The sequence below is a fragment of the Bradyrhizobium sp. Ses1 genome, from assembly GCF_059512365.1.
Genome location: NZ_JCAMOQ010000005.1, coordinates 188,987 through 209,145, shown reverse-complemented (window position 1 = coordinate 209,145; position 20,159 = coordinate 188,987). Strand labels below are relative to the sequence as shown.

22 protein-coding genes are annotated in these 20,159 nt (G+C 63.2%); 6 read left to right on the top strand and 16 right to left on the bottom strand.

The features are described from left to right. Positions 1-2: 2 nt before the first annotated feature. From lpdA to adh, 8 genes are all read right to left on the bottom strand, one after another. Positions 3-1,424 (bottom strand): dihydrolipoyl dehydrogenase, encoded by a 1,422-nt coding sequence (lpdA, locus tag AC5ZG5_RS09290; protein WP_456644371.1) that lies wholly within the window; start codon positions 1,422-1,424, stop codon positions 3-5. After that, positions 1,424-1,609 (bottom strand): hypothetical protein, encoded by a 186-nt coding sequence (locus AC5ZG5_RS09285; protein ID WP_028167551.1) that lies wholly within the window; start codon positions 1,607-1,609, stop codon positions 1,424-1,426. The genes lpdA and AC5ZG5_RS09285 overlap by 1 nt, the downstream gene beginning before the upstream one ends. A 3-nt stretch (positions 1,610-1,612) precedes the next feature. Next, positions 1,613-2,983 (bottom strand): pyruvate dehydrogenase complex dihydrolipoamide acetyltransferase, encoded by a 1,371-nt coding sequence (locus tag AC5ZG5_RS09280; RefSeq protein ID WP_456644372.1) that lies wholly within the window; start codon positions 2,981-2,983, stop codon positions 1,613-1,615. Positions 2,984-3,079: 96 nt separating this feature from the next. Next, positions 3,080-3,532 (bottom strand): nucleoside deaminase, encoded by a 453-nt coding sequence (locus AC5ZG5_RS09275; RefSeq protein WP_028167549.1) that lies wholly within the window; start codon positions 3,530-3,532, stop codon positions 3,080-3,082. A gap of 2 nt (positions 3,533-3,534) precedes the next feature. Further along, on the bottom strand, positions 3,535-3,840 hold the full coding sequence (locus AC5ZG5_RS09270) for a DUF5076 domain-containing protein (protein ID WP_028167548.1): 306 nt from the start codon (positions 3,838-3,840) through the stop codon (positions 3,535-3,537). A gap of 3 nt (positions 3,841-3,843) precedes the next feature. Beyond that, complete coding sequence (locus AC5ZG5_RS09265) at positions 3,844-5,244, bottom strand: pyruvate dehydrogenase complex E1 component subunit beta (RefSeq protein WP_456644373.1); 1,401 nt, start codon at positions 5,242-5,244, stop codon at positions 3,844-3,846. 38 nt (positions 5,245-5,282) lie between these two features. Continuing rightward, positions 5,283-6,305 carry a pyruvate dehydrogenase (acetyl-transferring) E1 component subunit alpha gene (gene pdhA / locus AC5ZG5_RS09260; RefSeq protein WP_028167546.1) on the bottom strand — a complete coding sequence of 341 codons (1,023 nt, stop codon included), beginning with the start codon at positions 6,303-6,305 and terminating at the stop codon, positions 5,283-5,285. Between the two features lie 199 nt (positions 6,306-6,504). Next, positions 6,505-8,022: an aldehyde dehydrogenase gene (adh, locus tag AC5ZG5_RS09255; protein WP_130229882.1), complete on the bottom strand. Its 1,518-nt coding sequence runs from the start codon at positions 8,020-8,022 to the stop codon at positions 6,505-6,507. A gap of 319 nt (positions 8,023-8,341) precedes the next feature. Here adh and AC5ZG5_RS09250 point away from each other — a divergent pair, with 319 nt between their 5' ends. The 6 genes from AC5ZG5_RS09250 (at position 8,342) to AC5ZG5_RS09225 (ending at position 13,150) form a co-directional block, all read left to right on the top strand. Further along, positions 8,342-8,932: a helix-turn-helix domain-containing protein gene (locus AC5ZG5_RS09250; protein WP_245475073.1), complete on the top strand. Its 591-nt coding sequence runs from the start codon at positions 8,342-8,344 to the stop codon at positions 8,930-8,932. Positions 8,933-9,255: 323 nt separating this feature from the next. Next, positions 9,256-10,560, top strand: a complete 1,305-nt coding sequence (locus AC5ZG5_RS09245; protein WP_130229884.1) for an MFS transporter — start codon at positions 9,256-9,258, stop codon at positions 10,558-10,560. 14 nt (positions 10,561-10,574) lie between these two features. Next, positions 10,575-11,195 (top strand): DJ-1/PfpI family protein, encoded by a 621-nt coding sequence (locus AC5ZG5_RS09240; RefSeq protein WP_456644374.1) that lies wholly within the window; start codon positions 10,575-10,577, stop codon positions 11,193-11,195. Between the two features lie 39 nt (positions 11,196-11,234). Continuing rightward, entirely contained in the window at positions 11,235-11,624 is a 390-nt protein-coding gene (locus AC5ZG5_RS09235; RefSeq protein ID WP_456644375.1) for a RidA family protein, read from the top strand. Between the two features lie 39 nt (positions 11,625-11,663). Then, the gene (locus AC5ZG5_RS09230; RefSeq protein WP_456644376.1) at positions 11,664-12,212 is read left to right on the top strand and encodes an MOSC domain-containing protein; all 549 of its coding nucleotides are present in this window, start codon (positions 11,664-11,666) and stop codon (positions 12,210-12,212) included. Continuing rightward, positions 12,209-13,150, top strand: coding sequence for a PDR/VanB family oxidoreductase (locus AC5ZG5_RS09225; protein WP_456644377.1), 942 nt, complete (start codon positions 12,209-12,211; stop codon positions 13,148-13,150). Before AC5ZG5_RS09230 ends, AC5ZG5_RS09225 begins: the two co-directional genes overlap by 4 nt. A 159-nt stretch (positions 13,151-13,309) precedes the next feature. On the opposite strand, the gene AC5ZG5_RS09220 is transcribed toward AC5ZG5_RS09225, so the two are convergent. The 8 genes from AC5ZG5_RS09220 to AC5ZG5_RS09185 all read right to left on the bottom strand — a co-directional run bounded on the left by AC5ZG5_RS09220 (position 13,310) and on the right by AC5ZG5_RS09185 (position 20,148). Then, positions 13,310-13,708 (bottom strand): VOC family protein, encoded by a 399-nt coding sequence (locus AC5ZG5_RS09220; protein ID WP_456644378.1) that lies wholly within the window; start codon positions 13,706-13,708, stop codon positions 13,310-13,312. Then, a complete protein-coding gene (locus AC5ZG5_RS09215) occupies positions 13,705-14,025 on the bottom strand; it encodes an ArsR/SmtB family transcription factor (protein ID WP_456644379.1) in 321 nt (106 codons plus the stop codon). Before AC5ZG5_RS09215 ends, AC5ZG5_RS09220 begins: the two co-directional genes overlap by 4 nt. A gap of 124 nt (positions 14,026-14,149) precedes the next feature. Beyond that, on the bottom strand, positions 14,150-14,644 hold the full coding sequence (locus AC5ZG5_RS09210; protein WP_130229890.1) for a DUF2721 domain-containing protein: 495 nt from the start codon (positions 14,642-14,644) through the stop codon (positions 14,150-14,152). A 291-nt stretch (positions 14,645-14,935) separates the two neighbouring features. Then, on the bottom strand, positions 14,936-16,447 hold the full coding sequence (locus AC5ZG5_RS09205; protein WP_456644380.1) for a helicase HerA domain-containing protein: 1,512 nt from the start codon (positions 16,445-16,447) through the stop codon (positions 14,936-14,938). A gap of 129 nt (positions 16,448-16,576) precedes the next feature. Then, entirely contained in the window at positions 16,577-17,542 is a 966-nt protein-coding gene (locus AC5ZG5_RS09200) for a GAF domain-containing protein (protein WP_028167536.1), read from the bottom strand. Between the two features lie 327 nt (positions 17,543-17,869). Further along, a complete protein-coding gene (locus tag AC5ZG5_RS09195; RefSeq protein ID WP_130230352.1) occupies positions 17,870-18,187 on the bottom strand; it encodes an FtsB family cell division protein in 318 nt (105 codons plus the stop codon). A gap of 44 nt (positions 18,188-18,231) precedes the next feature. Then, the gene (locus AC5ZG5_RS09190) at positions 18,232-18,783 is read right to left on the bottom strand and encodes an NADPH-dependent FMN reductase (protein WP_456644381.1); all 552 of its coding nucleotides are present in this window, start codon (positions 18,781-18,783) and stop codon (positions 18,232-18,234) included. A gap of 228 nt (positions 18,784-19,011) precedes the next feature. After that, positions 19,012-20,148 carry a zinc-binding dehydrogenase gene (locus tag AC5ZG5_RS09185; protein WP_456644382.1) on the bottom strand — a complete coding sequence of 379 codons (1,137 nt, stop codon included), beginning with the start codon at positions 20,146-20,148 and terminating at the stop codon, positions 19,012-19,014. Positions 20,149-20,159 lie beyond the last annotated feature (11 nt).

The following is a 20,159-nucleotide window of genomic DNA, read 5'->3' as shown; positions in this document are numbered from 1 at the left end:
CGTTACATGTTGAGGACGCGCCCGTAGGCGTCCAGCACCGCTTCCTTCATCATCTCCGACAGTGTCGGATGCGGGAAGATGGTGTGCATCAGCTCTTCTTCTGTCGTCTCGAGGTTCATCGCGATCACATAGCCCTGGATCAGCTCGGTGACCTCAGCGCCGACCATGTGCGCGCCGAGGAGCTGGCCGGTCTTCTTGTCGAAGATCACCTTGACCATACCCTGGTCCTCGCCGAGCGCGATCGCCTTGCCGTTGCCGACGAACGGGAAGCGGCCGACACGAATGTCGCGTCCGGCTTCCTTGGCCTTGGCCTCGGTCATGCCGACGGACGCCACCTGCGGATAGCAATAGGTGCAGCCCGGGATCATGTTCTTGTCCATCGGATGCGGATGCAGGCCCTTGATCGCCTCGACGCAGACGATGCCTTCATGCTCGGCCTTGTGCGCGAGCATCGGGGGACCAGCGACGTCGCCGATCGCATAGATGCCGGGGACGTTGGTCCGGCAGAAGCCATCGATCGCGATGATGCCGCGCTCGGCCTTCACGCCGAGCTTCTCCAGCCCGATGCCTTCGACATTGCCGACCACGCCGACGGCGGAGATCACGCGGTCAAACTCCATGGTCCGCGGCTTGCCCTTGCCGTCGTCGATGGTCGCGACCACGCTGTCGCTCTTCTTGTCGAGCTTTGTCACCTTTGTGTTGGTGAACATCTTGATGCCCTGCTTCTCGAACGCCTTGTGCGCGAATTTCGCGATTTCGGTATCCTCGACCGGCAGGATCTGCGGCAGCACTTCGACGACCGTCACCTCCGCGCCGAGGGTGCGGTAGAACGAGGCGAACTCGATGCCGATCGCGCCGGAGCCTATCACAAGCAGTGATTTCGGCATCTTGTCGGGGATCATCGCTTCGAAATAGGTCCAGACCAGCTTCTTGTCGGGCTCGAGTCCCGGCAGTACGCGCGGCCGCGCGCCGGTCGCGATGATGATGTGTTTTGCCTGGTAGGTGCCCTCGCCGAGCGCGCCCTTCGGCGCCTCGACGGAAGACTTCTTGACCGTCAGCTTGCCTGGCGCATCGATCGTCGCTTCGCCCCAGATCGTCGTGACCTTGTTCTTGCGGAACAGGAAGCCGACGCCATCGTTCAGCCGCTTCACCACGTTGCGCGAGCGCTGCACCACCGCCTTGGGATCGAACGAGATGTTCTCCGCCGACAGGCCGTAATCCTTGGCGTGCTGCATCAGATGATAGACTTCCGCCGAGCGCAGCAGCGCCTTGGTCGGGATGCAGCCCCAATTGTTGCAGATGCCGCCGAGATAGGCCTTCTCCACCACAGCGGTCTTGAAGCCGAGCTGCGCGGCGCGTATCGCGGTGACGTAGCCGCCGGGGCCGGCGCCGATGATGATAACGTCGAAGGAAGTGTCAGCCATCACAAATCCGATCTAGCCAGAGCAACCAGGAATCCGGTCCATCCAAGCGCAAGCAGCCCGGCGCCGCCCAGCATGATCCGGAACTGGGTGGTCGATGCCAGATCACGCGCACGGACGATCAGCGCAGCAATCGCCAGCGCTATTGCGAGAACATAGGGACCATAGAGCAATGCGTTGGACGTCACGCATCACACCATCATCATGACGGGGTTTTCGATGAGCTGCTTGAAGGCACCGATCAGCTCGGCGCCGAGCGCGCCGTCGATCGCGCGATGGTCGCAGGACAGCGTCACGCTCATGATGCTGGCGATCTCGATCTTGCCGTTCCGCACCACGGGGCGCTCCTCGCTGGCGCCGACGGCCAGGATCGTCGCATGCGGCGGGTTGATCACGGCGGTGAAGTGGTTGATGCCGTACATGCCGAGGTTGGAGACTGCCGTGGTGCCGCCCTGATATTCCTCCGGCTTCAATTTCCGCGAGCGGGCTCGGGCGGCGAAGTCCTTCATCTCGCCGGAGATGACCGACAGCGTCTTGGTCTCCGCTCTCCGGATGATCGGCGTGATCAGGCCGCCCGGCATCGCTACCGCAACGCCGACGTCGGAATGCTTGTGCTTGACCATGCCGCCTTCGGTCCAGCTCACATTGCAGTTCGGTATCTTCTGCAGCGCGACCGCCATCGCCTTGATGACGAAGTCATTGACCGAGAGCTTGTAGAGCGGCTTCTTGTCGGCGTCCTTCGGCGCGGCGGCGTTGATCTCCTCGCGCGCGACGAGCAGCTTGCCGATGTCGCAGTCGATCGTCAGATAGAAATGCGGGATCTGCTGGATCGACGCGGTGAGGCGCTGCGCGATGGTGCGGCGCATGCCGTCATGCGGCACGATCTCATACGAACCCGGCTCGAACAGCGCGAGGATCTGCTGGTCCGACATCGACGGCGCGATGGACGGCGTCGTGCTGGGCGCGGCCGGCGGCGCCTTCAGGCCCTTGCCGGACCTCGCCTCCTCGACGTCGCGCGCGACGATGCGGCCGTGCGGGCCGCTGCCGTTGATGCGCCCGAGCTCGATGCCGGCTTCCTTGGCAAGGCGTCGTGCCAGCGGTGACGAGAAGATGCGGGCGTGACCGTTGCCCCGGGGCGCCGGCGCTGCGGCTTGCGGCGCTGGTGCCGGTGCTGCCGCAGGCGCAGCAGCTTTCAGTGCCGGCGCTGATTGGGCGGGAGCCGGCGCTGGCGCCGGTGCCGGAGCGGGCTTTGCGGCAGGCGCCTCAGCGGCTTTCGGCGGCGCAGCTCCGGCGCCGCTCGCGGCCGCCTTCACGTCCTCGCCGTCGCCGGCCAGCACCGCGATCACGTCGTTGACCGGAACGTCCTGCGTGCCTTCAGGCACCAGGATCTTGGCGATGGTGCCCTCGTCGACCGCCTCGACTTCCATCGTCGCCTTGTCGGTCTCGATCTCCGCGATCACGTCGCCGGACTTGACCTTGTCGCCCTCCTTCTTGAGCCATTTGGCCAGATTGCCCTTCTCCATGGTTGGCGACAGCGCGGGCATCAGGATGTTGATGGGCATGGTGACCTCACAAAGCTAACTTTTGCATGGCGGCTTCCGTCGCGTGAGGAAACCAGCCGGAATCGTTTGGGCGGTTCGGTATGGGCAGAGGACGCCTCAATTGCCGATATCGCCCTGCCAGGTGCGCTCGTTGGCGGGATCCGAGCGCCAGTTCTTCATCATGTCGATCGACCTCGTGTCGGCGAGATCGATGAAAGGGATACCGAATTGCGTCAGGATGTCCTTGCTGCCCGGGAACGTCACGGACTCCCCGATGACCAGCAGCTTCAGCTTGAACAATCCGATCGCACCGGCGCACATCGAGCATGGCGACAGCGTCGTGTACATGACCGTATCATGGAACGAGATCAGGCCGGCGTCGCGCAGGCACGACATCTCGCCGTGCAGGATGACGTTCTTCTCCTGCATCCGCCGGTTATGGCCGCGCGCGACGATCTTGTTGTCGCGCGTCAGCACCGCGCCGATCGGCAATCCGCCCTCGGAAATGCCGATCTCCGCCTCGCGGATCGCCTCCGCCATGAAGTCGTAGTGGTATTGCTCGACGGTCACGATCAATGCCCCTGTTTCGATCGCGGCGTGGTGCTGCCCGGATCGGTCGGCCGCGCGACCTCAGCCTGGAACATGTCGATGATGCGAGCGAGCGCCTCTTCCTCGGTGTACTCGCTCTCGCGCGCATAGGCGCGTGCGGCATGACGGGCGATGTCGACCAGCATCAGGCCCCACATATCCGGCTCCTCGAAGGCGCGCTGGAAGGCGATCGAAAGCCCGCCGTCGACGACAAAGGCGCGCAGCACCTCGATCGCGTCGTCGCGACCCATCACGTCAGGCGGTAGCGGCTGTTCCTGCGGGCCCGTCATGCGTCACCGGTAACAAACGGCTTTGGCGGCTTCCACCACCTCGGCGACCGAAGGCAAGGCCATCTTCTCCAGATTGGCTGCGTAGGGCATCGGCACGTCCTTGCCGGATACGCGCGTAACCGGCGCATCCAGATAATCGAAAGCATGCTCCATGATGCGGGCGGCAACCTCGGCGCCGACGCCGCTTTGCTGCCAGCCCTCCTCGACCGTCACCGCACGGCCGGTCTTCTTCACGGACTCGACGATGGTCTCGGTGTCCATCGGCCGCAGCGTGCGCAGGTCGACCACCTCGGCCTCGATGCCTTCCTTGGCGAGCTCGTCGGCGGCCTTCAGCGAATAGGTCATGCCGTTGGACCAGGAGATGATGGTGACGTGCTGGCCCTTCCGCGCGACCCGCGCCTTGCCGATCGGCACGATATAGTCGTCGAGCTTCGGCACCTCGCCGGAATGGCCGTACAGCACCTCGTTCTCGAGGAAGATCACCGGATTGGGATCGCGGATAGCGGCCTTGAGCAGGCCCTTGTAGTCGGCGGCCGAGAACGGCGCGACCACCTTGAGGCCCGGAATGTGCGAGTACCAGGACGAATAGTCCTGGCTGTGCTGCGCGGCGACGCGGGCGGCGGCGCCGTTCGGCCCGCGGAACACGATCGAGCAGCCCATCTGGCCACCGGACATATAGAGCGTCTTGGCGGCGGAGTTGATGAGCTGATCCATCGCCTGCATGGCAAAGTTGAAGGTCATGAACTCGACGATAGGCTTCAGGCCGGCCATCGCCGCGCCGATGCCGATGCCGGCAAAGCCATGCTCGGTGATCGGCGTATCGATCACGCGCCGCGCGCCGAACTCCTGCAGCAGTCCTTGGCTCACCTTGTAGGCGCCCTGATATTCGGCGACCTCTTCGCCGATCAGGAAGACATCAGGATCGCGCCGCATCTCCTCCGCCATGGCGTCGCGTAGCGCTTCGCGGATGGTCTGGGTGATCATCTCGGTGCCGGCGGGCACCTCCGCCTCGGGCTCGCTGACCGCCTTCGGTGCGGCCGGCACTTTCTCTTCTGCCTTGGGCGCAGGCGCTTCGGCCTTGGCCTGCGCCGGGGGCGCCGACTCGGCGGCCTTCTCCTGCTTGGCAGGGCTGGCGGCCTTGGCGAGATCGGCGGCGCTTTCGCCGTCGGCCAGGATGGTCGCGATCGGCGTGTTGACGGCGACGTCGGCGGTGCCTTCCGGGATCAGGATCTTGCCGAGCGTGCCCTCATCGGTGGCCTCGACCTCCATGGTGGCTTTGTCGGTCTCGATCTCGGCGATGACGTCACCCGACTTGATCGGCTCGCCTTCCTTTTTCAGCCATTTGGCGAGGTTGCCCTTCTCCATCGTGGGCGACAGCGCAGGCATGAGAACTTGAATGGGCATATCTGCTCCCGGATAACTCTTTCGTTTTCAGTCTGCGCTTAGCGGTAGACGTCGGTGTAGAGCTCGGACGGATCGGGCTCGGGATCGTGCTGGGCGAAGTCGGCGGCGGCATTGACGATATCGCGCACCTCGGCATCGATCGACTTCAAGTCCTGCTCGCTGACATCGGCAGCGAGCAGACGGTTGCGGACCTGCTCGATCGGGTCTTGGTCATGGCGGACCTTCTCCACCTCCTCGCGGGTCCGGTACTTGGCCGGATCGGACATCGAGTGGCCGCGATAGCGGTAGGTCTGCATTTCCAGGATATAGGGGCCCTTGCCGGCGCGGCACCAGGCGACCGCCTCCTCGCCTGCCGCCTTCACCGCGCGCACGTCCATGCCGTCGACCTGCCGGCCCGGGATGTTGAAGGAGATGCCGCGCTTGGAGAAATCGGTCTGCGCCGAGGAGCGCGTCACCGAGGTGCCCATGGCATAGCGATTGTTCTCGATGATGTAGACTACCGGCAGCTTCCACAGCTCAGCCATGTTGAAGCTTTCATAGACCTGGCCCTGGTTGGCGGCGCCGTCGCCGAAATAGGCCAGGCTCACGAAATCGTTTTCCCGGTAACGGTTGGCGAAGGCGAGCCCGGTGCCGAGCGAGACCTGCGCGCCGACGATGCCGTGGCCGCCGTAGAAATGCTCGGCCACGCTGAACATGTGCATGGAGCCGCCCTTGCCCTTGGAATAGCCGCCGCGGCGTCCGGTCAGCTCGGCCATCACGCCCTTGGCATCCATGCCGCAGGCCAGCATGTGCCCATGGTCCCGGTAGCCCGTTATGACCTGGTCACCCTTCTTCAGGGTCATCTGCATGCCGACGACGACGGCCTCCTGGCCGATATAGAGATGGCAGAAGCCGCCGATCGCGCCCATGCCATAGAGCTGACCGGCCTTCTCCTCGAAGCGCCGAATCAGCAGCATGTCGCGCAGCGCCTTGAGTTCCTGCTCCTTGGTGAATTCCGGCGGGGAGCCGTCCCCCTTCTCCTGCCCTGAGTCCTTCGTGACGCTTTTCTTGGGTGCGGCCATGGCATTTCCGGATGAGAGGGATGATTTGGCCCTCTCTATCCCAACTCAAACGGCCGTGGAAGGATTGCGTGATGTCGCACAGCAATTGCTATGCCGCAGTGCAGCGTGAATCAAAATATTGCTAGCGATTGCGTTTGTTCGGAATTTCATTGCGTGATGACGGCGCGGGCGGACCTCGCGCCGTCATCACGCCGCGGAATTAGAAGAAGCCGAGCTTCTTGGGGCTGTAGCTGACCAGGAGATTCTTCGTCTGCTGGTAGTGGTCGAGCATCATCTTGTGGGTCTCGCGGCCGATGCCCGACTGCTTGTAGCCGCCGAACGCCGCGTGCGCCGGATAGGCGTGGTAGCAGTTGGTCCAGACGCGGCCGGCCTGGATCGCCCGCCCGAAGCGGTAGCAGCGATTGGCATCGCGGCTCCAGACGCCGGCGCCGAGGCCGTAGAGCGTGTCGTTGGCGATGGCGAGCGCCTCCTCATCGGTCTTGAACGTGGTGACCGACACGACCGGTCCAAAAATCTCCTCCTGGAAGATCCGCATCCGGTTGTTGCCCTCGAACACGGTGGGCTGGACGTAGAAGCCGCCTTCGAGATCGCCGCCAAGCATGGCCCGCGCACCGCCGGTCAGGAGCTTGGCCCCTTCCTTGTTGCCGATATCGATGTAGGAAAGAATCTTCTCGAGCTGCTCGTTCGAGGCCTGGGCGCCGATCATGGTGGCGGGATTGCGCGGGTCGCCCTGCTCGATCGCCGCAACGCGCTTCAGCGCCTTCTCCATGAAGCGCTCATAGATATCTTCCTGCACCAACGCGCGGCTCGGGCAGGTGCAGACCTCGCCCTGGTTCAGCGCGAACATCACAAAGCCCTCGATCGCCTTGTCGAGGAAATCGTCATCTTCCGCCGCCACGTCCTTGAAGAAGATGTTCGGTGACTTGCCGCCGAGCTCAAGCGTGACCGGGATCAGGTTCTGGCTGGCATACTGCATGATCAGCCGGCCTGTCGTGGTTTCGCCCGTGAAGGCGATCTTGGCGATCCGCGGGCTCGACGCCAGCGGCTTGCCAGCCTCTAACCCGAAGCCGTTGACGATGTTGAGCACGCCGGCAGGCAGCAGGTCGGCAATGAGCTCGATCCACACCATGATTGAGGCCGGGGTCTGCTCGGCGGGCTTCAACACCACGCAATTGCCGGCGGCCAGCGCAGGCGCCAGCTTCCAGCACGCCATCAGAAGCGGGAAGTTCCACGGGATGATCTGGCCGACCACACCAAGCGGCTCGTGAAAGTGATAGGCCACCGTGTCGTGGTCGATCTCGGCGAGGCTCCCCTCCTGCCCGCGCACGACGCCGGCGAAGTAGCGGAAATGATCGATCGCGAGCGGCACGTCGGCAGCGCGGGTCTCGCGGATCGGCTTGCCGTTGTCCCAGGTCTCGGCGATCGCGAGCCGCTCCAGGTTCTCCTCCATGCGGTCGGCGATCCGGTTGAGGATGTTGGCCCGCTCCGCGACGCTGGAGCGTCCCCAGGCGTCCTTGGCAGCATGTGCGGCATCGAGCGCGAGCTCGATGTCCTGCGCATCCGAGCGCGCGATCTTGCAGACCACCTTGCCGGTCACCGGCGAGGCGTTGTCGAAATACTTGCCCGCGCGCGGCGCGACCCATTTGCCGCCGATGAAATTGTCGTACCGCTCCGCGAACGGGTTCGTCGATGTCGTGAGGAATTCAGGCTTGTTCATGCTTCACTCCCGCTATTGTTTGATTGCTGACCATCGCCGGCTCATGCCGCGCGACGGCAGGAAAAACATGTCGGGCGGAAGCAAGGATGTCAGCGGGGTGACATCAGAACACGGCACCGACCTGTCGCAGATTTGCGACACTCGCAGCGGAGGGACCGCCGCGTTTCATTCTGGAGGACGACAGGGCTGCGTGAGCTTCCAGAAACTTCTCTCGAAGCGCAGATAAACCACAAGGACAGCGACTGCCCCCATCCAACCTCCAGATTGCCCTTACCACTCTGAATCCGTAAGAGTAGTGCTCATCAAAAGGATTACCGGTTTGAGCACTTTAGATCCCAGTGACAGTTCTCAGCTTTCGGTTCTCGCCGAAGAGATTCGTCATTTCCGGAAGAAGAACAACTTCTCGCTCGAACAGCTCGCCGAGGCATCCGGTGTCAGCCGCTCCATGATCTCCAAGATCGAGCGCTGCGAGACGGTTCCCTCCACCGTGATCCTGTCCAAGCTGGCGGAAGCGCTGGGCGTCACGTTCTCGCAACTGATGGCGCCCGCGGTCGAACGCGAAATCGTTTATATCCCGGCCGCCCGCCAGCCGATCCTGAGGGACGAGGAATCCGGCTTCCTGCGGCGGTGTATTTCTCCCGTGCTTCCCGGGCGCGGGATCGACTGGGTGCTCAACACGCTACCGCCGGAAGCGGACACCGGAAACTTCGTGGCCCATCGTCGGGGCGTGGAGGAGTACATCTTCGTGCTGCGCGGACGGATGCGGGTCTCGATCGGCGATCAGCGCGTCAATCTCAATCAGGGGGATTCGCTTTATTTCCAGGCGGATGCCGACCATTCATTCCTCAATCTCGGCAAGACGCCGTGCGAGTATTTCCTCGTGATCGACACCGCGAAGGTACGATCGTGATCCACTGAAGTGGAAACTAATCTTCTAACCGCGACGTGATCCGCCGTGACCGATGCTGCGGCCAGAGCCGCTTTTTCAGTCACTTCGGTCAATTGATGGGCGTCGGCGCGCGGTCGCGGGCGCCTTGCCGCAATCGCATGCAGCGCCGAATTTGCGGGCTTTTTTGAGCGCCAGCAGCTTCCAAATTCATCAAAGCATTCGAGCTTGCGAAAAAGCTCAGCGTTTTCGGCGGAAGAATTCCGGCACACCGCTTGCATCCACTACTTTGGAAAAACCTCTCATAAACGGGAAATGTGTTCCCGGGGTTTTTTGAGGAGTTGGAAATGAGCATTGCTGCGACCATATCTGACACCCGAACGGCTGGCTCCAAGATGCGATCGATCGTGATTGCGAGCAGCGTCGGCACCATCATTGAGTGGTATGACTTCCTGATCTATGCGACCGCTGCGGCGCTCGTGTTCAATAAGGCGTTCTTTCCGACCATTGATCCGCTGACGGGAACGCTTGCCGCGCTCGGCACTTACGCCGTCGGCTTTGTGGCCCGCCCGCTAGGCGGCGCGCTGTTCGGGCACTTTGGCGACCGGATGGGACGCAAGTCGATGCTCGTGCTCACGATGTTCATCATGGGCCTCAGCACGTTCTGCATCGGATTGCTGCCGAACTACGCCTCCATCGGTGTGCTCGCCCCCATCCTCCTGATCCTGCTGCGCATCATTCAAGGCATCGGCCTTGGCGGCGAGTGGGGCGGCGCCTCGCTGATGGTCATCGAGCATTCGCCCGCCGACAAGCGCGGCTTCTACGGCAGCTTCGTGCAGATCGGTTTTCCCATCGGCCTGGTGCTGGCGACGCTGGTGTTTGCGCTAGCGACGAAGCTTCCCGAGGCGGACTTCCAGGCGTGGGGCTGGCGCATTCCGTTTCTGGCCAGCGTCCTGCTGCTCGCGCTAGGTACGTTCATCCGCTCGCGGGTTCCGGAGACGCCGGTCTTCGAGAAGATGAAGGCCACCGACTCGTTCTCGAAGAACCCGTTCGGCGAGGCTCTCGGCAAAAACTTCAAGACATTCCTCATCGCCGTCGGCCTGAAGCTGTCCGAAGTGTCCTGGGTCTATATGCTCACGGTGTTCGTGGTCGTGTACGCCACAACGACACTGGCGCTGCCCAAGCAGATGATGCTCGATGCGGTGATGTATGCCGCATTGTTCGAGCTGATCACGCTGCCTCTGTTCGGCTGGCTGTCGGACAAGATCGGTCGCCGCGTGTTCTTCATGCTCGGCGCAGTGTTCACCATCGCTTTCGCGTTTCCCCTGTTCTGGATGCTGGAAACCAAGAGCGTCGCCACGGTGACGCTGGCCATCATCATCGCCATGAATTTCGGGCACGGCATGATGTTCGGACTGGAATCCAGCTACTTTCCCGAACTGTTCGGGCCGCGGGTTCGCTACAGCGGCGCTTCGTTCGGATTCCAGGCGGCGGCCGCCATCGGCGGCGGATTCTCGCCGATCATCGCTACGGCGCTGGTCGGTTACTTCGGCGGCACCACGGGCGTCTCGGTGATGATGATCGGCATCGCCATCCTGACGCTGTGGGCGGCCTTTGCCGCGCGGGAAACCAAGGATGAAACTATCGGCTGAAGCGGAAAAGCTCCATGCTGTTTGGCATCTTCATCTACGACGGCGTCGAGCCGATTGATCTCGCAACCTTCGGCGTGCTGTCCATGGCACGCCGGATCGCTCCTCGCATCCGCATCTGCACCATCGCACCGAAGGCGGGCATCATCCGCCTGTCCAATGGTCTCGACGTCATCGCGCAGTTCGGCATCGACAATGCTCCGGTGTGCGATGTCGTCATCGTGACCGGCGGTCCGGGGTGGGAGCAGCAGGCCGCGTCGGAGGCAACGCTCGACTATGTCAGGCGCGTCCATGCCTCGACGCAGGTGGCCTCCGTGTGCACGGGCGGCATGATCCTCGCGGCCAGCGGCGTGCTCGACGGCATCGCCGCCACCACGAAACGCGCGGTCGTGCCGCCGGAAGTGTCGCCGCTCGGGCGGATGCGCGGCGCGTATCCGCAGATCGACGTGCAGGAGGCTCCCATCGTCGACAGCGGTGCGGTGGTGACGGGCGGAGGCGTATCGCTCTGCATCGACACCACGCTGCACATCATCCAGCGCATGCTGGGTGAAGCCGTCGCCAGCGAAACCGCGCGCATCATCGAGTATCAGCGCGCACGCAAAGCCAACATGAACCGCGAGGAATTTCTCGCGGGATAGACCCCGACTCGAACGTCAGACAAAGAAAGCGAAGACCACATGACTACCAAATTCCTCGTCAGCACCGACAAGGCCGCGCCCGCGGCGGGTCCGTACTCGCAGGCCATGCGCACCGACCAGCTCGTGTTTGCGTCCGGGCAGCTTCCGATCGATCCTGTAAGCGGGACGATTCCGGAGGGCATCGAACAGCAGACACGCCAGTCGCTGGCCAATTTGTCCGCGGTGCTGGAAGCAGGCGGCGCTTCCTTCGAGAGCGTCGTCAAGACCACGGTGTTCCTGAAGAACATGGACGACTTCGCCGTGATGAACGGGATCTACGCCGAGTTCTTCAGCAATGCGCCTCCGGCGCGCTCGACCATCGAGGTCGCGCGGCTTCCGAAGGATGCGCTGGTGGAAGTCGAAGCCATTGCGCTACGCACGAAAGGATGAGCCGTGAACATGCATTCGCCAGAGCGGCCGCCGCCGAAAATGATCGAGGCGTTCGCGCATCCCGCAGGTTCGGTCGCCATCACCAAAGACGGGGGCGCCACGCAGTGGCGCGGCGTCCTGCTGCACATCCACGTCGCGCCAAGCGCCAGCTACGAGATGGAAGAGCTTGCCGAAGGGGAATGCGTGGCCGGGCGGGGAATCGTCGGCGACCGTTACTATAACGGTCTCGGCACCTATTCGCCGAAGCCCGACGTGCGCGAGGTCACGCTGATTGAGCAGGAAGCGCTGGATGCGCTCTCCCGCAACGATCCTCCGTTGCAGCAGGGGCCGATCGCGCTGGAGCCGCGCGACCACCGCCGCAATCTGACAGTGAAGGGCGTGCCGCTGAACCATCTCGTCGGGAGGCGCTTTCGCGTCGGCGACGTGATCCTGCGCGGCGGGCGGCTGAACTTTCCGTGCAAGTACCTGGAAGAGCTTTTGGGTCTGCCGGTCTTCCTCCCGCTCTACAATCGCTCCGGACTGAACTGTGGCATCGAGCGAGGCGGCATCATCCGCCCAGGCGACGAGATCGAGTTGTTAAGCCCATGACAGCACGTTTGATCATGAAGCTGCGTGTCGAGAAGCTGAGCTTCTCGACACCGGACGTTGTTCACCTGAAGCTCGTTCATCCCCTGCGGCCCGCTCTGCCTGAATGGAGCGCGGGTGCCCATGTGGATATGCGCCTGCCCGACGGGCGCGTGCGGCAATACTCCCTGTGTGGCGATCCAGCCGACACCGCGCGCTACGAGATCGCCATCAAACGGGAGGCGAACGGCCGTGGCGGCTCGGTGTGGGCGCACCAGACACTGAAGGAGGGCTGCGAGGTCCACATCTCCGCGCCGCGCAACAATCTTCCTCTAACGCCTGACGGCGAACGCTATGTCCTGATCGCGGGCGGGATCGGCATCACGCCGTTGCTAGCGATGGCGCGCAGCCTGAAGCAGTGGGGCAAGGCATTTACGCTCCACTATTGTGCGAGGTCGCCGTCCGAGGCGCCGCTGCTCGCTGAACTGGTGCAGGTCTGCGGCGATGATCTGCAATGCTGGTTCTCTAAACACGGCGAACGGTTCGATCCGGCGGTGATCGGTCCGCACAGTCCCAGCACCCACGTCTACATCTGTGGACCGCAACGGCTGCTTGATGCTGTGCAGTCGTCGCTGTCGGAATGGTCCGAGGAGCAGATTCACTGCGAACATTTTCAGATGACGGTGGATGAGAACTTCAAGCCCGAGCCGTTCGAAGCCACCGTGGCGTCCACCGGGCAGCGGATTCTGGTGCCTGCGGACAAGTCGTTGCTCGATGTGCTGCGCGAGCATGATTTCCCGCTGCCGTCGTCCTGCGAGATGGGCGTCTGCGGCTCCTGCGAATGTGGCTATCGCGACGGTATTGTCCTGCATCGCGACAAGGTGTTGCCGACGTCGAAGCGGCAGGACCGGCTGATGCTATGCGTCTCGCGCGCTCGGGTGAGTGTAACATTGGAGCTGTAGTGAAGGGTTCCTTGATTTCACGCGCGTCAAAGGAGCCCGACGCCGCCAGAACCGGCTCGAACACCTGCCGCCGACGACAGATCGGGTACGACATGCGCTAGGCTTCGGCGCTTCCGACCCGTAGACGATATGTGAGGCCGCGCCTTGACGTTGCCGCCCTCACCTTCCGTCGACCATTTCGACGAGCTGAATGAGATTGCCACATGTATCATCGAAGACAGCCATTCTGACGGGGCCAGCATCCATCGGCTGTACCGTGAATTCGACACCAAGCTGGCGCAACCGCTCGAATTCCTTTTCGAGATCATCCACCTTGAACGACGCTGCAGGAATCCCATCGTTCACGAGCGCAGATTTGTATGGCCCGACGGCAGGGTGCTCACTCGGCTCAAGCAGGAGTTCGGTTCCTTCCGGCGCCTCCTTCGACACAACAGTCAACCAGCGATGATCGCCGCCGAGCGGGATGTCGTGCTTGACGATGAAGCCCAGCTTCTCCGTGTAGAAATCCAGGGCTTTGGCCTGATCGTCAACGAAGACGCTCATGACATAGATCCTCATGTTCCACTCCCTTTTTTCAGATGCTTGTTGAGCCAGGCATCGGCTGCTTTCCGCAGAGGCGCAGTGTCGAAGCTATGCATCTTGGTGCGCCCGCTCCAATGCGTCTGGACCAGCCCAGCCCGCTCCAGCATGTCGAGGTGCTGCGAGATCGTTTGTCGCGACAGGCTTCTGCCATCCTCTGCGACCGACGAAGCGCAGATCTCAAACAAGGACTGCCCGGGACGCTTCGCCAGGCGATCAAGGATGCGGCGACGCACGGGATCGCCGAGCGCCTTGAAGACATTGTCGAGTTGGCCGTCGTCCACCGAGATCAACATGCAGTAATTTTACTGCATGTCAAGCTGCGCGTCGCAAGGGAGCAGCGACCATATGTCTCCGAGTGATGCGATGACGGCGCAGCCCACGATTACGCAAACGCCGTTGACGGGATGGCCTTTGGGCCTACCCGCGCAGATCGTTGTCATGAAGGGAAATTCGCGTCTCGCGCGCCAAGTCGATCAGAGACAGGCAAAACAGGACGAGCGCGCCGATGAACAACAGCGCGACCCCGTACTCGTGCGCCAGATCGAACATCGCGCTGACGAAAGCGACAATGATGATGAGCGCCGTGAGAATTCCCGAGACAACAGCGCAGAACAGCGCCCTGTTCAGAAGCGCGGCCCGCCGTTTGAGGCGAGGCAAATCAGCCTTGAGGAATGATTTGGAGGAATCATCGTCAGGAATGCCGTGAATAAACTGCGCGCGATCGATGATCCGGTTGATCCGGGAAACGAGCACAGAGATAAAGGCGGCGACGGCTCCAAGAAGGAACGCCGGAGCTGCGACAGTGGCGATGATACGACCGAGTTGGTCGACCGAAGGCATGACTGGCATCAAATCCGCTACACCTTGCATCGTTCGACAGGCAGTAAGGAGAGCGCGTAAGGATGCTTCCATTCATCAATTGTCTGTCCCCATCCGGAATGTGCCGCCTGGAATCCAGGTCATGCCCGGATGGTGGAAATCATGCGATAACGGTACGCGTGTCGCAAACCCGACGTTGCCCATAGGTTACTCGCAGCGAACGAGTTTCACCGTTTCAATCGATACTGCCGATTCCGGGTACGACGGTTAGGCCCAACCGCAATCAACAGCGTATCCCGCCTTCAAAGGCAGTCGCCAATCGAGCCTCATAGCTTCACACTATCAGGTAGGGGGCCGACAAGAAAGCCCTGCCCGACCGTCGCATCACAGCGACGCAGTGCTGCAGCTTTGCTCCGCCGGCAGTTCCTCGGCATTCGGGTCGCCTGGGGCGGTCGCCCAGGCCAGTTCGACGAGCGTCACGATCCGCCGACCTGCACCGTCAAGCTGGCAGACGATCAGGCCCTGATCCTCGATATAGGTCAGCAGACGCTGGGCGCGGCGGAGCGAGTGTGAGCCATAGGCGCGCGCGATCGCTGCATCGCTGGGGCACGGCCAGCCCTCCTTCGCCGCGCGAGCGATCATCATGAAGACGCCCTGCATGTCCTCCGGCAAAATGGAGGCGCGAAGCGAGACATCCTGCCATGCGTCATCCTCGACCAGATCGGAGCCGAGCCCGGCGCGGGCGCGCGTCAGCATGCGGCGGAAGTCATTCAGGTCCGGCACGGCCGAACCGAGACCCTCGATCCGGCAGCGGACCACGAACTCCTGATAGAGCACGCCGATGGCGCGGAAGCCCGCATCGGGCTCTGCCAGGACCGCGCTCAGGATCCGGTCCATCTGCTCGCGCCGCTCGGCCAGCTCCTCGTCGCTGATTGGCAGCTCGATCGCCTCGGGGCTGATATCCGGGACCGCGGACTTCGCCGCCCTGAGTTGCTCGAGAAGATCCGGCGCCGGCCGGCGCTGCGGCCGGCCAGCCTCGGGCGGCGGCGCTGCGAGGATCACGGCGCGCGCATCTTCCAGCGTCGCTTCCGGCAGCGGCAGCAGGCGCGGCGTCGCATTGCGCGCGTGGGTATCCGTCGCGCCAATGCGCAGCCCTAGCGGACGGCGGGACAGTGCCGGACCCAGCGCCATGAATTGTCCGCGCTCCAGGTCCCGGAAGGCCTCCGCCTGCCGCCGCTCCATGCCGAGAAGATCGGCGGCACGCGCCATGTCGATATCAAGGAAAGTCCGGCCCATGAGGAAATTGGAGGCCTCGGCCGCGACGTTCTTGGCGAGCTTCGCAAGTCGCTGGGTCGCGATGATCCCCGCAAGCCCACGTTTGCGGCCACGGCACATGAGGTTGGTCATGGCGCCGAGCGAGAGCTTGCGCGCTTCGTCCGACACTTCCCCGGCGATCGCCGGCGCGAAGAGCTGCGCCTCATCCACCACCACAAGCATCGGGTACCAATGGTCGCGCTCGACGTCGAACAGTCCGCCGAGGAAGGCGGCGGCGCGGCGCATCTGGTTCTCTGCGTCCAGTCCCTCCAGATTGAGTACCGTGGAGACGCGATGGATGCGCGCCCGCTCGCCGGCAACCTGCAGGCCGCGCTCGGTATGGTCCTCGGCATCGATCACGAGGTGACCGAAACGATCGGCCAGCGTCACGAAGTCGCCTTCGGGGTCGATGATGGCCTGCTGCACCCAGGCGGCACTCTGTTCGAGCAGCCGACGCAGCAGATGGGATTTGCCGGAGCCTGAATTGCCCTGCACCAAGAGGCGGGTCGCCAGCAATTCCTCGAGATCCAGAACAGCCGGGGCGCCGGCTGTCGTGTGCCCCATCTCGATTGCAACGGTCATGTCCCGACTCAAACTCTCCTTGCGGAGAGGGGCTTATCAACCTGATCACAGCCCGTCGAGCGCCACACGGCCAATCATCCCGTGTTCCACACAGCGTCCGCCGCCAGCGCCGAATCGCGCGGTTCCGCCTTAATGCCCCTTGAGGTCGAAGCGCTTCAGCTTGCGGTGCAAGGTGGCGCGGCTGACGCCGAGCGCCTTCGCCGCGGCCGAGACATTGCCCTGTGCCCGCGCCAGCGCCCGCTGCAGGGCCGCACGCTGCGCGTCGCCGAGGTGCTCGCAGCGCCCTGCCCGGCCATCGAGCAGGTCGGCGGCCGGAACCGGCCGGAGGGCGCGGTCGGGCGGGATACCCAGGGCGAGCCGCGCCGAACGCGTGGCGCCGATCACGAGGTCGTCGCTGTCGATCGCGAGCAAGCCGCCGCCATGGGCCTCGGTCGGCGGCGTCAGCACGATCCGGGCATTCGCAAAGGCGTTGCGGAACAGCTCGGCCTCGATCCGCCGCGCCGCTTCGCCCGCCGCGAGCGCGATCAGGCTGGCAAAGGCATCAGTGCGGTCGGCACGGCACGAGGACACATCGAGCACGCCGACGAGCCTTGCATGCTCGTCATAGATCGGGGCTGCGGTGCAGCTCAGCAGCGTGTTGCGGGTGAAGAAATGCTGTTCGCGGTCAATGGTCAGGACGCGCTGCTCGATCAGGCAGGTGCCGATCCCATTGGTACCCTCATGCTCCTCGTTCCAGATCGCCCCCGTCCACAAGCCCCACTCCTCGAAGGTGGAATCATCAGCCGCATGCCCGCGCCGTTCCAGCGGAATACCATCGTGATTGGCGAGCAGCACGCAACAGCCGGCGGCGCCCACCGCCTGGTACAGCCGATCCATGCTGGCTTGCGCCGCGCGCAATAGCGGCGCGATGCGCTCCCGCGCCTGTTGGAACTCAGCCTCGGTCAGCCGTTGCGGCGGCCGTGTGCCGGCGGGATCAAGCTGATGCAATCGGGAAGACCGTCGCCATGACGCCACCAGCGCGGATCGCGCGGCCTGGCCGGATTCGATCGCGGCCTCGACACGGGCCGCATGATGAGCGAGCTTGAGCTCCTTCATCCCGCTGATACTCCTCCCTTAACCCAATAATATAGGGCCTGCGGACCATGGCTTGCTTGACCTTCGTCAAAGTCAGTCACGGTAGGAGCTGGACCGCCATCGCGGGGCTCGCCGGCGTTTGATGCGTTCTTTTTGCCCCAACGGGGGCTACTGCGCTCGAAACGCTTTCACCTTACGGCAGTTGGGACGACTCGACAATTAGAGCGTTTTCAAGCGAAGCATGCCCTCGGACTTGATCCGAGGGTCGACGCCGGTTCGCGTAAAGAAAACGCGTCAAAACAAGAATCTAGAGCTTCGGTTCTGATTCAATCAGAACCGAAAAATGACCTAGTTCGGCCTGCCGATCCGCACCAGGTCGCGCGGGCTGGCGTAATCGAGCTGGTAGCGGGCGCGCTCATCCAGCATGTCGGGGTCGAGGCTCTCGGACCGGAGCAACGCGACACGCTTCTCGCCCTCAGCGCGCTCCTTCTTCAGCCGCTGCAACTCGGAGGTCAGCGCGATGATCTCCTGGTCGAGCTCCTGCCGCGCGTTCAGGCCGTATTTGCCGGTATAGGCATTGACGCCGAAATAGCCGATCATCAGGGCCGCCATCGTGTAGAGGGCGAGCCCGGTCAGGATCGACTTGAGGCGCGTGCGGGAGACCATGCCGCAGCTTGGGACGCCGCGGTTAATGGAGTCCTAAAACGAAATCACTTGTTGTGCTTTTCAACGTGGGCCGCGAACGCGTCGATGTACTGCTGCAGCACCTGCCGCAGCGCGTCCTTGGTGACCTCGCCATTGGCGTCGAAGGCGTCGCCGATCGCATTCAGATAGATCTCCGGCTGCTGCAGGATCGGCCCCGTAATCCCCGGAAGAATGTTCTGCAGGTGCTTGGCGGCCAACACGCCGCCGAGCGGCCCCGGCGAATTGCTGACGATGCCGACCGGCTTGCCGTTGAACGAGCTCTTGCCATAGGGGCGCGAGCCGACATCAATGGCGTTCTTCAGCACGCCCGGGATCGAGCGATTGTATTCCGGCGTCACGAACAGGATGCCGTTCGACTGCTGCAGCTTCTCCCGGAACGCCAGCCAGTCGGCCGGAGGGTTGGCCTCCAGGTCCTGGTTGAAGAAGGAAATGCCGGCTGGCGTGATGACGTCGAGCTTCAGCGAGGACGGCGCAAGCTTGGCAAGCGCGCGAGCGATCTTCAGCGAGAAGCTCTCCTTGCGCAGGCTGCCTGCGATGGTGACGACGGTGTAGGCCATTTGGTTTTCCTTTGATCGAGGAGTTCGACGGGGGACTTAAGCCGCCACGCCGAAAAGAATGCAAGTGCATGGAACATGCAATTGCAGAAACACAGCGTTCGCGGAAATGAGCCTGGCGGGAAATGTGGCGCCCGTAGCCCGGGTGGAGCGGAACCCGCAACCCGGGGCATCTGCATCAACGTCTAGGAAGGTCCCGGGTTACGCTGGCGCTTCACCCGGGCTACGACGCTACTTATTCGGATTGATCAGGAATTTCTCGCCGGTTGCGCGCTTGGCATAGATGGCGATGTTGGAAAGCGACAGCGCTTCCGGCAGCGACACCACCTGCGTGTAGTGGCTTGCAAAGGTCGTTTTGAGTTCGTCGACCACACGCTGACGCAACCTTGCGAATTCCGCCGGCGGCAGCTTCTGCAGGAAATAGGTCAGGAGCCAGCCACCGACGCCCCACGCCATGCCGAAGCCGCGCGGCAATTCGACCGGTCCGGTGTCGAGGCTGCCATAGACATAGACCTGCTTGTGCACGGCCGAGCCGTAGCGGCTGTATTCCTTGGCGGTCTTGTTGATCGCGACTTCCATCGCATTGAGGATCTGGCCGGCGAGCTTGCCGCCGCCGATCGCATCGAAGGCGATGGTGGCGCCGGTCTCGACCAGCGCATTGGTGAGATCGTCGATAAATGTCGGCGCGGAGGAATCGACGACGTACTTGGCGCCGATCTTGTGCAGGATGTCGGCCTGCGCCTTGTTGCGCACGATGTTGACCAGGGGAATGCCGTCCTTGAGGCAGATCTTGTTCAGCATCTGGCCGAGATTGGAGGCGGCCGCGGTATGCACCAGCGCCTTGTGGCCCTCGCGCCGCATGGTCTCGGTCATGCCGAGCGCCGTCAGCGGATTGACGAAGCAGGAGGCGCCTTCCGCAGCCGTGGTGCCCTCGGGCAGCACCAGCACGTCCTTCGCCCGCGCCAGCCGATATTGCGCATACATCGCGCCGCCGAGCAGCGCGACCGTCTTGCCGAGCAGCGCCTTCGCCGCGTCAGACGATCCGGTCTTCACGACGACGCCGGCGCCTTCGTTGCCGACCGGCATCGACTGGTCGAGCCGCGCCGCAAGCCCGCCAAGCGCCGCTTGCGGCACCTTGGCGGAGATAACCGGAAATTCCTTGGTACCGGAAGCCTTGGCGGTCGAGGGGTCGGCAGGGCCGATCAGGAGCCCGAGGTCGGACGGATTGATCGGCGCGGCCTCGACGCGGACCACGATCTCGTCCGGGCCGGGTTCGGGGATTGGCACCTCTACAAGCGAAATTTCCAGCTCGCCGCTCTTCTTGATCAACGAACGAAGCTGAAGCCCAGTCTTGCCGTCGGATGCCATCGTAGCCCTCC

Excerpts from the sequence above, each read along its gene's own strand:
- AC5ZG5_RS09235 (WP_456644375.1), top strand. The coding sequence starts at position 11,235 with ATGACTACCAAATTCCTCGTCAGCACCGACAAGGCCGCGCCCGCGGCG.
- pdhA (WP_028167546.1), bottom strand. The coding sequence starts at position 6,305 with ATGGCCGCACCCAAGAAAAGCGTCACGAAGGACTCAGGGCAGGAGAAG.
- AC5ZG5_RS09200 (WP_028167536.1), bottom strand. The coding sequence starts at position 17,542 with ATGAAGGAGCTCAAGCTCGCTCATCATGCGGCCCGTGTCGAGGCCGCG.
- AC5ZG5_RS09225 (WP_456644377.1), top strand. The coding sequence starts at position 12,209 with ATGACAGCACGTTTGATCATGAAGCTGCGTGTCGAGAAGCTGAGCTTC.
- AC5ZG5_RS09270 (WP_028167548.1), bottom strand. The coding sequence starts at position 3,840 with ATGACGGGCCCGCAGGAACAGCCGCTACCGCCTGACGTGATGGGTCGC.
- AC5ZG5_RS09220 (WP_456644378.1), bottom strand. The coding sequence starts at position 13,708 with ATGAGGATCTATGTCATGAGCGTCTTCGTTGACGATCAGGCCAAAGCC.
- AC5ZG5_RS09190 (WP_456644381.1), bottom strand. The coding sequence starts at position 18,783 with ATGGCCTACACCGTCGTCACCATCGCAGGCAGCCTGCGCAAGGAGAGC.
- AC5ZG5_RS09210 (WP_130229890.1), bottom strand. The coding sequence starts at position 14,644 with ATGGAAGCATCCTTACGCGCTCTCCTTACTGCCTGTCGAACGATGCAA.
- AC5ZG5_RS09280 (WP_456644372.1), bottom strand. The coding sequence starts at position 2,983 with ATGCCCATCAACATCCTGATGCCCGCGCTGTCGCCAACCATGGAGAAG.
- AC5ZG5_RS09240 (WP_456644374.1), top strand. The coding sequence starts at position 10,575 with ATGCTGTTTGGCATCTTCATCTACGACGGCGTCGAGCCGATTGATCTC.
- AC5ZG5_RS09245 (WP_130229884.1), top strand. The coding sequence starts at position 9,256 with ATGAGCATTGCTGCGACCATATCTGACACCCGAACGGCTGGCTCCAAG.
- AC5ZG5_RS09265 (WP_456644373.1), bottom strand. The coding sequence starts at position 5,244 with ATGCCCATTCAAGTTCTCATGCCTGCGCTGTCGCCCACGATGGAGAAG.
- lpdA (WP_456644371.1), bottom strand. The coding sequence starts at position 1,424 with ATGGCTGACACTTCCTTCGACGTTATCATCATCGGCGCCGGCCCCGGC.
- AC5ZG5_RS09185 (WP_456644382.1), bottom strand. The coding sequence starts at position 20,148 with ATGGCATCCGACGGCAAGACTGGGCTTCAGCTTCGTTCGTTGATCAAG.
- AC5ZG5_RS09195 (WP_130230352.1), bottom strand. The coding sequence starts at position 18,187 with ATGGTCTCCCGCACGCGCCTCAAGTCGATCCTGACCGGGCTCGCCCTC.
- AC5ZG5_RS09215 (WP_456644379.1), bottom strand. The coding sequence starts at position 14,025 with ATGTTGATCTCGGTGGACGACGGCCAACTCGACAATGTCTTCAAGGCG.
- AC5ZG5_RS09205 (WP_456644380.1), bottom strand. The coding sequence starts at position 16,447 with ATGACCGTTGCAATCGAGATGGGGCACACGACAGCCGGCGCCCCGGCT.
- AC5ZG5_RS09230 (WP_456644376.1), top strand. The coding sequence starts at position 11,664 with ATGATCGAGGCGTTCGCGCATCCCGCAGGTTCGGTCGCCATCACCAAA.
- adh (WP_130229882.1), bottom strand. The coding sequence starts at position 8,022 with ATGAACAAGCCTGAATTCCTCACGACATCGACGAACCCGTTCGCGGAG.